Source organism: Solitalea canadensis DSM 3403, assembly GCF_000242635.2.
In the GTDB taxonomy this organism is placed as follows: Bacteria; Bacteroidota; Bacteroidia; order Sphingobacteriales; family Sphingobacteriaceae; genus Solitalea; species Solitalea canadensis.
This window is the reverse complement of the sequence record NC_017770.1, coordinates 3,465,809-3,479,443: the sequence shown is the minus strand read 5'-3', so window position 1 is coordinate 3,479,443 and position 13,635 is coordinate 3,465,809. Positions and strand designations below refer to the sequence as shown.

Genomic DNA, 13,635 nt, shown 5'->3' with positions numbered 1-13,635 from the left:
GAACACACCCCCAACCCCTCTCAAGAGGGGATTTTCCTATTGCACGCGATAGGGTTCCCCTCTTGAGAGGGGTTGGGGGTGTGTATCCTTTTAGGATTAATATCCCGGATTCTGAATTAGCTTATTATTGGTTTGAATAGCTGAAGTTGGAATCGGGTAAATCTCACGGGTTTTTTCTGTTACATTCATCTCCCAACCTGGCACACCAAATTTGCCAAAGCGAATCTGATCAGTTCTTCTGTGTTCTTCAAATAAGAACTCTCTTAACAACTCATCGTACAGGAAGTCGATATCAATTGTCTCAGGTGTTGTAACGCCAGCTCTTTGTCTTACCGCTGCAACCAAAGGCTGCGCTTGTCCGGCACGGCCTAACCTGACCAACGCTTCAGCTTTCATTAACGTCACTTCTGCATAACGGATCAACACATAGTCGTTGCTCCTTTCCCATTTATCACCTTTAGAAATCTGGTATTTAACATCTCTTACACCATCACTTTGGGTAGCGCTTTCAAGGCTTACCGCATCTGTAAAGTTCACCGGATTACCATCTGATTGTAATAATTGAGAACCATCAGGAGCTAAAAGAGGACCTTGCAGCAAACCTTTACGGCGAGCATCAGTTTCTTCGAATTTTCCGTACACACCAGGTTCGCAGCAATAACCGTTTACAAAATCAGCAGTTGTTTGGAATGCTACTCTTGCCTGATAGTGCAATGCAAGTGATTGTTTATAGTTACCCAAGGTTACAGTAGCATCGTAAGGAATAACAAAGATATTCTCCACCGAGCCCTGATTTTCTGTTAAGAAATTATCAAGGAAATTAGGTTGAAGCGAATATCCGGTTACCTGATCGCAGGCATCAATACATTCCTGCCATTTTGGAGTTCCTGCAAATACCTCAGCATTCAGGTATAAACGAGCCAGTAAACTATAACCAACAGCTTTAGTGAACTTACCATATCCGGTAGCAGGTAATTTGCCTACGATGTCCTTCAGTTCACTTTCAATGAAAGCATACACTTCTGCACGTGGTGATTTTGCTTTTAATTCCTGATCGGTGTAATCTGTTTGTAAAGGAACATTACCGAACATATCGCACAGGCGGTAGTAGTAATAAGCTCTGATGCCTCTTAATTCGGCTTTTACATTTGCTTTTTGAGCATCTGTAAGGGTAGACTGGTCTACCTGATAAATAATTGAGTTAACAATAGTGATACCTGAATAAAGCATTTCCCAGGTAGCCTGAATAAGGTTTTCATCGGCTCTCCACTGGTGGCGCTGAACACGTTGGTGAACCCCACCGTCATACCAGTCTGTACCACGTGTTGGGATTACTGCTTCGTCAGAAGCATTTTCATTCAACTCATAAGTATAATCAAGTGGGAAGTGACCTGCATAGCCGCGTAATGAGGCATAGGCACGGCCCACAATAGTTTCAATTTCTTGAGGGGTTTTACCATACTCATCGGTAGGGATGGTACTGTATAACTTCTCATCAAGGTTCGTACAACTGTTAACCGTTAACAATAGTGGTATTAATGGTAGATATAATAGTTTCTTTTTCATGACGATCATTTTTGAGATTAGAATGATAAGCTTAATCCTAATGAGAATGTTCTTGCTTTAGGATATGAACCAGGGTTGCTGCTTCCGGCTGGTGTAATGAAGTTGTCAATACCAGGCATTGAAAGACCATCCAGACTAACTTCGGGATCTGCACCTTTATATTTAGTGATCACGAACAGGTTTTCACCAGTTACGTAAACACGTGCATTGCGTAACCATGAAGTAGCTTTAGTGTTGAACTTGTATCCTAAGGTTAAATACTGTAAGCGAACAAATGATCCGTTTTCGATCCAGTAACTTGAGAAACGAGCCTGGTCAGTTAATTGATCTTTTAATGATTCATCAGGTACGTTATTTGAAGGCAAACGATTATCGTCAGTAATACTCATTCCGGTTGCGTTTAATAACTTCTGACCAAATAAGCCATACATCGAGAAACCAGCATCCCAGTTTTTGTAGTTGAAGCTCATACCTAAACCTCCGCTAAAGTCAGGTTGTGAATCACCTAAAAACTGTCCGTCAGCTTCAGTTATTTGTCCGTCACCATTCAAATCTTCCAGAATGAATTTGCCATTTTCGTCAAGTCCAAGATATTTTGGTCCCCAGAAAGTACCAGGAGCATAACCTTCTTTGATAACTTGAGTATAGATATTTGAGAAACCACGGTTAACCAATAACCCACTGTAAACAGCTTCGGTAGTATAAACCTGGTTAGACAGTTTGGTGATTTCTTGTTTATTTTTAGCCACGTTAAAGTCGATGTTCCATTTGAAATTATCAGTATTGTAAACATTGGCACTTAACGTTAACTCAACACCCTTATTGGTTAAGTTACCCACATTGGCAAGGATAGTGCTATACAAGTAAGGAGGTTGAGGAACACGATAGGTATACAACAAGTCTTTAGTTTTCTTATTGTAGAAATCAACAGTACCGGTTAATCTTTTGAATAGAGTGAAGTCAGCACCGATATCTAGCTGAGTAGTTGTTTCCCATTTTAAGTTAGGATTAGGATTCTGAATTGGTCCATAGGCGTTTTTCCAGCTGTTGCTTGCCGAATCATAATACAACTCGCCATTAAGCGGGCCGGTTAAAGCTAATGAAGTATAAGGTGCAATACCCTCCTGGTTACCGGTTAAACCATAGCCAACTCTTAATTTTAATTGATCTAACCACTGAACGTCTTTCATGAAGTTTTCGTCAGCCATGTTCCAGCCGATCGCACCTGAGGGGAATAGTCCCCATTTGTTGTTTGAGCCGAATTTCGAAGAACCGTCATTACGTAATGTTCCAGAAATCATGTACTTGCCTTTGTAGTTGTAGCTTGCACGACCAAAGAAAGAGATCAGTTTCCAGTTTGCTTTTCCGTTCCACAGATCGCCCACACGGTAATCCTGACCAGAACCTAGGTTATAATAACCAAAGATGTCTGAGTCAAAACCTCTGCGTTGTAAGCCATACCATTCATTAGTACTGTCGAAGTAAGAATAACCACCCACCACATTCAGCACATGATCATTACCAAACTTGGTATCATAGTTCATGTAAAGCTCCATCAGTTTTTCCTTAACGGTATTACCGTCTTGCTGACCAAACCCTTGATCTGACTGGCCACTCATGGAGTTTGAAGGTACATAAAATAAATTCTCAAATGAGTTGTTGATGTATGAAAGGTTGGCAACAGCCTTTAATCCTTTAATTATTTCAAAATCAAACTTCGTAACTCCTAAAAAGCGATTACGAGTCTGATCATTTCTACGTTGTTTAAGTTGCGCAACAGGGTTGTTATAATCAAGATTTCCTCTTGCCTCAAAATAATTACCATCAGCATCGAAAATTGGCATTGTTGGGTTTACATTGTACATGTAACGCAATGCACTATAATCAATAGGATTGAATTCATCATAAGTAGAACTCAAGCTTACATCAATGTTTAGCCTATCCTTGATCGCTTTCTGAGTTACGTTAATTTTTCCGTTAATACGATTCAATTTGCTGGTGATAACAACGCCATTGTTTTGAAGGAAATTTACTGAAGCACGGTAAGAGCTTTTTTCTGTTCCTCCTGAAAGTGAAAGACTATGGTTTTGCGAAAATGCATTTTGAGTCACAGCATCTTGCCAATCGGTTGATGCTCCGTAATCCACTGCTCCGCCAATATTTTTGTCTCTCACATATTGTCTCCACTGGTTGGCAGATAACATATCGATCGTGTTTGCTGCATAACCAAAAGAAGCATAACCTGTATAGTCGATTTTTACACGACCGCTAGCAGGACGCTTAGTATTAACGATAATTACACCATTAGCAGCTCTGGCTCCATAGATAGCAGCCGCAGAAGCATCTTTTAATACATCCATCGACTCAATGTCATCAGGAGAAATTGTATTAATATCAGCTCCTAAAACACCATCAACTACCACCAAAGGATAACTGCTGGCAGTTAACGAAGTTCCTCCGCGTAAGCGCATAGATGAACCATTTACCGGATCACCGCCTGCACGGTTAACGGTTAAACCAGCAACGCGACCCTGTAATACCTGTTCAGTAGAAGTAATTACTCCCTTGTTAAACTTGTTAGCGTTTACAGAGTTGATAGCACCGGTAAGGTCGTTTTTACGGGCTGTACCGTATCCGATAGACACCACAGTTACTTGCGAAAGGTTAGTTACACTTTCTTGTAATACAATTCTCATGGCAGAAGAACTGGCAGGTAATTCTACCGCTTCAAACCCAATGAATGCAAAGCGCAAAACAGCCTTGTCATCCACCTTTAAACTAAATTTTCCATCGGCATCAGTAGTAGTGCCGGTACTTGATCCTTTTACCGTTACCGAAACGCCGGGTAGTGGTGTTCCTTTATTATCTAATACAGATCCTTTAACGGTAATGTCTGCAAACAGATAACTGTTACTATTTGCGTTGGCTATGATGCTCATGCATAAGAACAGGAGCAATGCCAGTTTATATTTTAATAGTTTATGTACGTTCATTGTAGTAGTTCTTATAGATTAATTACCAATTGGAGTTAGGGCAACATCTGTATCAAGCAGATTATTTCCCGTGTTGGTTTTAATGGTAACATGAATCTTGTCGACCGATTGACCTTTTAAAGGAGTTACCAGATCGATGTAAGCGCGATAATTTGGCTTAACTCCCTCAAACTTTCCGGTTGCTTTCTGATTACCCATTGTTACCTCGTAATTCAAATCTGATGCATCTAAATCACCGTTTACGGCAACAAGCGTAAGGATATCTTTCTTAGTTATTTTCTGAGGGAAGATATTATAGCTTGGAACTACTATTTCGATACCGGTGCTGTTGAACAGGAAGTCGGCGCAATTGGTGCTAAGCCCTAGTTTAGACCAGGTGTCATTAGCGAAAACTGCATTCACTTTAGTAATCGCAATCTGCTGGCCGTAGTATTCCCATGGAATCATATCCATGCGGTAAATACCATCACCTAAGTGGGTAAGTTTGGTTTTAGAAAGATTAGCCGGATTGTTTTCTACAATAACTTTCCAATCGTTTAATCCGGAGTGAATATGAACCTCAGAAGCTGTAGCTAATGCTCCCTGAGTTGCGTTGGTAGCACAGTCGCTCCAGGTTTTATTAGCGTTGATGATGATCGAGAACGGGCGGTCACCTTTGATGGTTTTAGGATAAAAATCACTGATCTTAGTACTCTTAATGTCAGTAAAGTTGTACAGGTTGATGGCATTGCCCTTATCAGGAGCAAAGGCATCTGTAACCTTTGATCCGTCTTTGTTTTTCAACAAACCGTATAAAGCGACAATCTGATCTGTAGCCACATGGTAATAATCGGTTGGAGTCATGGTAATTTTCCATACATCCGCATCTACATGAGTAAGTTTTGCAAATTCAGAAGAGCTTTGCCAGTTGCCGGCATCTGGTTCAGATGGAAACCATGACCATAAATAAACAGCAGTGGTTTCACCTTCTAATTGGGTTCCTTTCAGGTCGAAAAATAAGGTAACTGGTTCATCAGCCTTGAAAATTGCGGGTTGTGTCCAGATCTCTTTGATCGTATTCTGACACATACCTATGAATGGAAGCATTAATAATGCTATCGAGAGTAAAAGTCGTTTCATCTTTATAGTGTTTAGATGCTATTCAACAGGTTTTAAAGAAAATTGATAGGATAGGAAAGGGGTACCTTCTGATGAACGTACGAGGCGAAGCTCTAATACATTGGTTGCTCCCGGAACGGTAGTTACCTCCAATTCATCCGTTTTTTGTGATTTCGCCTCATCTGCATACAAATACATTTTGGCAGTTTTTCCGGTAGTAAATGGAGAATCCATACTCCAAAAACCTGATTTTGCGAAAAGTTCAGGAGCTGTTCCGCTAACCGAGTAACTGGTAGGTTCACCTTGTGCATCGACATTAAAGGTCATTTGCAAATCTTTAAAACCAAATTTTGAGAATAAAGCAACCTGGGTTAAGGTTCCTCCTGTAGCTTTGGCAAGTTCGTCTGTTTGGGTCAGGTTGGTAAGCTGCCATTTACCATTGATTTTTTCGTAACGGGTAATAGGGGCCACGTAGCTTCCGTCGTCTTTCTTTTCACAGCCCACAGATGTAGCAATAATGAACATCAGCAGACAGCCAAAAAGAGCTTTTTGACTTCTTGTTTTCATTTGTCTTAGTTGAATAAATTGGTTAATAAAAACTGGTCGTTCTATAAACTGATTGTTTCCCATGCCAACGATAGCATGTGGATAAGACAAAAGAAGTAGGAAAAAGAGGATAGCGCAATAAACTAAAACAGAATATAGAAAATAAAGTCAGTTATAGTTTTTAATTAGTTGATAATTAGATTGTTACTAAAGATAAGTGTGAGATTGAATATTAACGAAATATGAACAAATAAAGGCTTTTAAATGGCTTTTATGGCCATTATCCGGTCTTCAAACGCTTCATTAGGAACCAATGATCTGTTCTTTATACGGGTTTTATAGGAATAAATGGTGTTAACGGAGAAATCAAGGATCTGTGCAATCTTCTCATTGTCCGTAATGCCTAATCGAATGAGTGCAAAAATGCGGAGTTCAGTGTTTAGTAACTCAATACCTGAAAGTTTGATCTGATCATCATCTTTGAATAACGAATTAAAATCGGTGATGAAATGGGGGAATAATCGCAGGAAAACTTTGTCGAATCCATGATACAATTCTTCCCGCTCTTTTTTAGGGTCGATCCGGTTTACGTGCAACTTAATTTCATCAAATTTTCTTGCAGTAAGATTCTGATCGATATTTTTCTTGAATCGTTCGATCTTATCAATGTACTTAGAATTAATGTGGAAGGAGTAACCAATGTATTCTTCCTTGATTTTTTCAGCTTCCATTAATAAGTGATTCATCGCCTGTAGTGAGGTATTCGATGCTTTAATCGTTTTTTCAGCCTCTTTCAGTTTTTTAACTTGCTTAAAGATGATCACTACAAAACCAATTACCAATAAGGAAAGGAGGGTAATAATAGAAGAGTATAAAATCAATGCCCTTTTTTGAGCTTCAATACTGTTTAATTTCTCTCCGGCAATAATTGGCATAATAGCGCTTACCTGAATTTTACGCTGACGGGCTCCATAAAATGCTGCATCTTCAGATGCATATTTTATATAATCATAAGCACGTTTTACATCTCCTTTCTGATAAAGTAGGTTGGCGAGAATTAATATGGCCGTTGTTTCTTTTGTTGAAGACTGAATATCTGCTATTGCAGCTTCAGCTAAAAGTTGTATCGCCTGATCTGTTTCTCCCTTTCGGATATAAATATCGCTTAATGTAGAAGTTACGATTGCGTATTGATGTTTACTAAGTTTAAAGTTCTCCAAAACTGTTTGAAATTGCTTCAGAGAACTATCCGTTTTGTTTTCTTTCAGGAATTTTAAAGCTTGTGAGGATAAGTATTCATATGAGTTAGGGTCACTTATCGCCAATGCTGAATCAATATAGCGACTACCTAATTGGTTATATTTTGCTGTATAAAAATTGTCTTTATTGTAATCGCCCAAATTGTAATAAGATGCTCCCATTAATGAGAAGAACTCTTGCTTTAGTGGAGTGGGCAACAGTTTGGTTTTTACAACTCGCAAAGTGTCAAAACCTTCTTTGAACATACCCGACGATAATAATATAAAGCCCAATTTAATTTTAACAGCCTCCTGTTTTACCGGATCGTTAAGTTTGTCGGCAATTGCACGAAGCTTATTGATGTATACAAATGACGAATCATAGCTGTATGAACGGTATTCATCATACAATGCTGAGTAAAGTTTGTATTGTTGTTCCAGACTAAGTTTTTCTGATCGTTGAGCCCGTTCTTTTAAAACTTTTAGCTGTTTAATCTTTTGATCCTCATAAAACTGGTGATTATCTATTGCAGCATCCAATTTTATCAGTGTACTATCAGGTACTCCATTGGCAAAGATTAAATTACATGAAAACAGAAGCGCAAAAAAGGTAAACAGGTGTTTCATGGAACAATGCTAAATACGGTCTACTATTATCTAAGCCTTAAAGTAAATGAAATGAATTGAAAAACTGTTAATTTTTTAGGAGTTTGACAAATAGAGTTTTGCATAGTTTACTTACTAAAGTGCCAGATGTTCCGATTGTATCGGCTTACCGAAAAAGCGACTAGCATGTTTATCAAATGATTCAGCTGAATCGGTTGTTAGAAATCGACGGCCACCACCTTTACTGCATTTTTCTTCAATTTCAGGGTGCCTGTTTAAATAATCGACAAGACTATTGGCCACAATTTCTCCCTGTGAAAGCAGTTTAACGTTAGAAGGAAGGTATTTTAATATTTTACCGATTAGTAATGGATAATGTGTGCAACCCAGCACAATGGTATCTATTGATGTTCCTTTGCTTAATATCCGATCGATATGTTGTTTAACAAAATAATCTGCTCCCGGACTGTCGTATTCATCGTTCTCAACCAATGGTACCCACATCGGACAAGCTTCCTGGTAAACTTTTGTTTCCGGGAAAAATTTCTCCATTTCAATAGGATAGGATAGAGAAGCGACGGTTCCGGCAGTTCCCATAACACCTACTTCATTGCTCTTTGTAAATCGTCCGATGATCTCAGCTGTCGGGCGAATAACACCCAATACACGTTTGTTACCATCCATTTTAGGAAGATCATTTTGCTGAATACTACGGAGCGCTTTTGCCGAAGCAGTGTTGCAAGCCAGGATCACTAGTGAACAGTCCATGCTGAACAAATGGTTTACACACTCTAATGTATAATGGTAAACGGTCTCAAACGAACGGGTTCCGTAAGGTGCACGTGCGTTATCTCCCAAATAGAGATAGTCATATTGAGGTAAATGTTTGACAACTTCTTTAAGAACGGTTAATCCCCCGTATCCTGAATCAAAAACTCCGATAGGTCCTGTTTGCATTTGTATTGATTGATGGCCAAATTGACTAAAAAAACATAGAACAAGCAAATGAGTTTTTCATTGACTGTTGACTTAGCTCAATGTCATTTAATTATGACGACGTTGTTGTTGAACTTCAGTCATTGGATAAGATAGGGCGAATCCTGCTAAGTTCACTGTGCTTTAGCTGATGGTAATTCAAGTTAAAAAGAAAAGACCGCCTATTAAGTTAAGAACGGTCTTTAAACTATATATTAAATTAATTATTGGGCAAGATAACCACCATCGACATTGTAGTAAGAACCGGTTACAAATGAAGCTTTTGGAGAACTCAGCCATAAGACTAATTCTGCTACTTCTTCCGGTTTACCTAATCGACCTATCGGATGCAAGCTAACTAATCCGCTGCGGGCAGCTTCATCCATATTTTTCTCAATAAGAGGAGTTGAAATAAATCCAGGACCCACTGCATTTACTCTTACTCCTTGAGGAGCATATTCCAATGCTGCGGTTTGGGTTAAGCCGACAACTCCATGTTTTGCAGCTGCATAGGCAGCCGAGTTTCTAAAACCAACCTGGCCTAATATAGAGGCCATATTGATAATTACACCACCACCAGACTTAATAATAGCGGGTAATTGGTAACGCATTCCATAAAACACACCCGATAAATTAATTGCAATTACTTTATCCCAACCATCAATCGGATATTCGCCAACAGGCGCGGATGGTCCGCCAATACCTGCATTGTTACATGCGATATGTAAAGCGCCGTATTTATTAACGGCTTCGGAAACAAGGTGTTCATTTTCTTCAGGTTTTGAAGAATCAGCTTTAATGAAAAATGCTTCTCCCGATTTCTTTTGAATCTCGGATACCGTTTCGTTGCCGCCCTTTTCATCAATATCGGCGACAACTACTTTGGCACCTTCTGCTGCGTATAAATAGGCTATTTCCCTACCAATACCTGAACCTGCACCTGTAACCAATGCAACTTTATTTTCTAATAATTTCATGATAACATCCTTTCTTTTTGAGTGAGTAAGCAGATAATTAAGCTCCCATGCCGCCAGCTATCACCTGAACGGTACCCGTAATAAATTTACTTTCATCGCTGCTTAGGAATACTACCAGATCAGCAATTTCTTCGGGTTGAGCATATCGGCCTAATGGAATTCCGGATTCCATGCCTTTTTTTGCTTCGGTGCTATGACCCGGCGCAAAACCATCTTCCAGAGATCGCATCATACGGTTATCCACAGGTGAAGGGTTAATGGTATTTACCCTGATTTTTCGCGATGCAGCTTCAAGCGCTGCAGTTCTCATTAAACCAATTACAGCATGTTTACTGGTTACATAAGCACTTACACCTGGAGTTCCTGCAATACCCGCAACGGATGAAGTAATAATCATGCTTCCTCCGTCATTCATTTGCGGAAGAACATATTTACAACCCAGCCACATGCCTTTCACATTAACGGCCATCACCTTGTCAAATATGTCTTCTGGATAATCTATGATAGGTTTTACAACACCCTCAATACCGGCATTGTTAAAGAATATATCGACTTTACCAAATTTATCAACGGCTTCCTTTGCGTATCGTTCCACGTCGGCTGCTTTAGTAACATCAGCTACAGTGTAAGCTACATTTTCACCCAATTCATCAGCTACTTTTTGTAAAGCTTCCTTACTCATATCTACCAAAAAAACTTTGGCTCCTTCATTCAAGAATTGTTTTGCAGTTGTTTTACCAATGCTCCCGGCTCCACCGGTAATAATTGCTACTTTTCCTACTAATCTTTTCATGATGTTGTTATTTAAGTAAAAGAAAATTTGTTAAGTACTGATGCTACATACGCATTTATATTAAGTGTGAATTTAAACAGTAAGAAAACTTGGAAAATTTAAACTGCGGCAGGTAATACTTTTGCTAATCGCTAACAGTGTAGTACTCTTACTTGTGGTATTCACAAAAATATTAGATTAATGGGTGTTTATGCGGTATTATTTGCCGACAATATGGTACTTTTTGAACATTAAGGGTGAAATGACATTTATATGATCAATATGGAATACTTAAAATAGTCTTTGCTAATTCAATCATTTTCGGTTCTCCGGTATATTTTCCTTTCTCATCCGAAAGTTTTACAACGGGTGTCCATTCTTTATTTTGAGGCAGGGTTTCCGTTAATTTAATCACCATATTCATGGGCTTTAAACCAACATCATTGGTTAAATTGGTACCAATTCCAAAAGAAACGCCAATTTTTCCCTTGCAATAGTTTGCAATAACTTCCACTTTATCATAATTCAGGGCATCTGAAAAAATAATGGTTTTATAGAGTGGGTTAATTCCTAGTTTTTCATAATGACGGATGGTTTTCTCCGCAAACTCGACCGGATCACCGCTATCATGTCGCACACCATCAAAAAGTTTGGCAAACTTCTTATCAAATTGTTCAAAGAAAACGTTCGAGGTGTAGGTGTCTGAAAGCGCAATTCCTAAATCTCCGCGATAAACATCCACCCAATGTTCCAACCCTAATGAATTAGCCATTTTAAAGCCATAGCGTGCGGCATGAAACATAAACCATTCATGCGCATGTGTGCCAATTGGTTTTGTTTGATACAACATGGCCATGTGAACATTGCTTGTTCCAATGAAACTTTTGCCTTCACTTCTTCTCAACGTATCGATCACCAATCGTTGTACCTGGTAGGAATGTCGGCGGCGGGTACCAAAGTCGGCAACAGTTACTCCTAATTTATTGTATTTCTCGATCTTATCTTTTGTGATAGCAATAACCTGTTCGTCATTAACACGTTGCTGATTAGTTAATCGATAGTAAAGTTCACTGACGAGCGATAACAAGGGCACCTCCCATAAAATAGTCCGGTACCAGTAACCCTCAATGGAGATGGAAATAGCTGTATTATTTTGTTGTATGATCACCTCACTGGGATCATAACGATAGCCCTGCAGGAAATCAAGGTAAGCCGGATCTAAATAAGGACAAGTTTGGGTAAGAAAGTTTTTTTCCTCTTTGCTTAGTTGTAAACCAGCCATGGCATCAACTGCCTGTCGTAAAGCACTGTCGAAACCAATGGGGAATTCATGTTTTCCTCTGTTGATGAATTGATAGCGGGCTTTAGCATTGGGGAACTGTTTTACAACAGCATGCTGCATCGTAAATTTATAGAAATCATTGTCGAGCAGTGAGAGGAGTTGAAAAGAGGGAGAAATAATATCCATTGGTAATAAATGATTTATAAAGTCGCTTCTCTTAAATTTAAAGAACTTAATCAATAAATAAGACGTTGATTCTTTTTATTGAAAGATAAATCCAAACTTTGAGGATGAATGAATTGAATCATTACCTGGCTAATATTGATCAGGCAAAGTTGGAGAAAAAGCTCTTAAGCGGATTGATCAGTCAACTCGAAAAAGATTTTAATGACATCAGCGTTCAGCTTGATCTTTCAAATTTGCCAGACACCTTTTATGATGAACTGAAAAGCCGGTTGATGCCGGTTGTTAAAGCGCTGATGGAAACCAAACCAGATAAATTTTTCAATTTATTGTACCGGATTGATATTCCTGAAGTACAAACTAAAAAAGTACTTATGGATGATTTAACAATTCCACCGGCCGAAAAGTTCACAGAAATGATTCTTGAGCGTGAGCTAAAGAAGGTTGTGATTAAATATTACTTTGCTAATCGGTCGAACTCATAATTTTCTGATCACTTTGGCAGGATTCCCGACAGCAAGAGAATCGTCAGGAATATCTTTGGTGACAACCGCTCCGGCACCAATTACGCAGCGGTCGCCAATTGTAACACCCGGACAAATAATAGCGCCGCCTCCAATCCAGCAATCGTCGCCAATAATTACCGGTTTCGAAAATTCCTCTGTTCTCCTGGCAATCGCATTCAATGGGTGAGAAGCTGCATAGATATGCGCACCCGGACCGAAAAACACATTGGAACCAATTTTTACTGGCATTGTATCCAGCACCACACAATTTACATTGAAGTACACATTCTCTCCGCAATAAATATTATAACCATAATCGCAATGAAACGGAGGCTCAATGTATAAATTGGTAAGTGAGTTTGGGATGAGTTGTTTCAGGAGAGCGTTGGATTTTTCAGAAACAACATACTCATCAACGTTTAATTTACGGAGTAGTTGTTTTGCATTAAATCTGTCGTTTACTAGTTCCTGGTCATAGGCGAGATACAATTCACCGGCAATCATTTTTTCTTTCTCTGATTTCATAATAATTCAAACAGGTAATATGTACAAAACGACGGCGTACAGAATTCTATTGTATGATCCAAAGCTGCCTAATGAGTTTTAAGGCTAAACAACAAACGGAGGTACAAATTATTTGTACCTCCGTTTGTTGCTTAAATTTAACCCGTTGTGCGATTTGATTTCACATATGTGAATTTAAAGCATAAATTATCATATTAGCCAAAATCGCCTCGTACAGTTCGGAAGAGATGATTTAAATACTCGCATTAACTGTCAAAGAACTGTACGCAGCGACGGCATTTTTTGCTTACTTTTTTTTGCTGAAGAAAAAAAGTGAGTCCCGCTGAATGCGGCGGAAGAAAATAATTCATCAAACTGTGTTTATTGCA

At 39.0% G+C, this 13,635-nt stretch carries 11 protein-coding genes; 1 reads left to right on the top strand and 10 read right to left on the bottom strand.

Going from position 1 to position 13,635, the window contains the following annotated elements:
- Positions 1-96: 96 nt before the first annotated feature.
- From SOLCA_RS14370 to pncB, 9 genes are all read right to left on the bottom strand, one after another.
- Positions 97-1,566: a RagB/SusD family nutrient uptake outer membrane protein gene (locus SOLCA_RS14370; protein WP_042479865.1), complete on the bottom strand. Its 1,470-nt coding sequence runs from the start codon at positions 1,564-1,566 to the stop codon at positions 97-99.
- Between the two features lie 17 nt (positions 1,567-1,583).
- Positions 1,584-4,559: a SusC/RagA family TonB-linked outer membrane protein gene (locus SOLCA_RS14365; RefSeq protein ID WP_014681189.1), complete on the bottom strand. Its 2,976-nt coding sequence runs from the start codon at positions 4,557-4,559 to the stop codon at positions 1,584-1,586.
- A gap of 18 nt (positions 4,560-4,577) precedes the next feature.
- A complete protein-coding gene (locus SOLCA_RS14360) occupies positions 4,578-5,678 on the bottom strand; it encodes a hypothetical protein (RefSeq protein ID WP_014681188.1) in 1,101 nt (366 codons plus the stop codon).
- An 18-nt stretch (positions 5,679-5,696) separates the two neighbouring features.
- The gene (locus tag SOLCA_RS14355; protein WP_014681187.1) at positions 5,697-6,224 is read right to left on the bottom strand and encodes a DUF5004 domain-containing protein; all 528 of its coding nucleotides are present in this window, start codon (positions 6,222-6,224) and stop codon (positions 5,697-5,699) included.
- Between the two features lie 239 nt (positions 6,225-6,463).
- Positions 6,464-8,068 carry a DUF6377 domain-containing protein gene (locus SOLCA_RS14350; RefSeq protein WP_014681186.1) on the bottom strand — a complete coding sequence of 535 codons (1,605 nt, stop codon included), beginning with the start codon at positions 8,066-8,068 and terminating at the stop codon, positions 6,464-6,466.
- A gap of 114 nt (positions 8,069-8,182) precedes the next feature.
- Entirely contained in the window at positions 8,183-9,004 is an 822-nt protein-coding gene (gene murI, locus SOLCA_RS14345; RefSeq protein ID WP_014681185.1) for a glutamate racemase, read from the bottom strand.
- Positions 9,005-9,246: 242 nt separating this feature from the next.
- Positions 9,247-9,999, bottom strand: coding sequence for an SDR family NAD(P)-dependent oxidoreductase (locus SOLCA_RS14340; RefSeq protein WP_014681184.1), 753 nt, complete (start codon positions 9,997-9,999; stop codon positions 9,247-9,249).
- 37 nt (positions 10,000-10,036) lie between these two features.
- Positions 10,037-10,792 carry an SDR family NAD(P)-dependent oxidoreductase gene (locus tag SOLCA_RS14335; protein ID WP_014681183.1) on the bottom strand — a complete coding sequence of 252 codons (756 nt, stop codon included), beginning with the start codon at positions 10,790-10,792 and terminating at the stop codon, positions 10,037-10,039.
- 256 nt (positions 10,793-11,048) lie between these two features.
- Positions 11,049-12,239 (bottom strand): nicotinate phosphoribosyltransferase, encoded by a 1,191-nt coding sequence (pncB, locus tag SOLCA_RS14330; protein ID WP_014681182.1) that lies wholly within the window; start codon positions 12,237-12,239, stop codon positions 11,049-11,051.
- Between the two features lie 104 nt (positions 12,240-12,343).
- Between pncB and SOLCA_RS14325 the strand changes: the two genes are divergently transcribed.
- The gene (locus SOLCA_RS14325; RefSeq protein ID WP_014681181.1) at positions 12,344-12,721 is read left to right on the top strand and encodes a hypothetical protein; all 378 of its coding nucleotides are present in this window, start codon (positions 12,344-12,346) and stop codon (positions 12,719-12,721) included.
- Here the strand turns inward: SOLCA_RS14325 and SOLCA_RS14320 are convergent.
- Positions 12,716-13,267 (bottom strand): sugar O-acetyltransferase, encoded by a 552-nt coding sequence (locus tag SOLCA_RS14320; RefSeq protein WP_014681180.1) that lies wholly within the window; start codon positions 13,265-13,267, stop codon positions 12,716-12,718. The two genes, SOLCA_RS14325 and SOLCA_RS14320, sit on opposite strands and share 6 nt — an antisense overlap.
- Between the last annotated feature and the right edge of the window lie 368 nt (positions 13,268-13,635).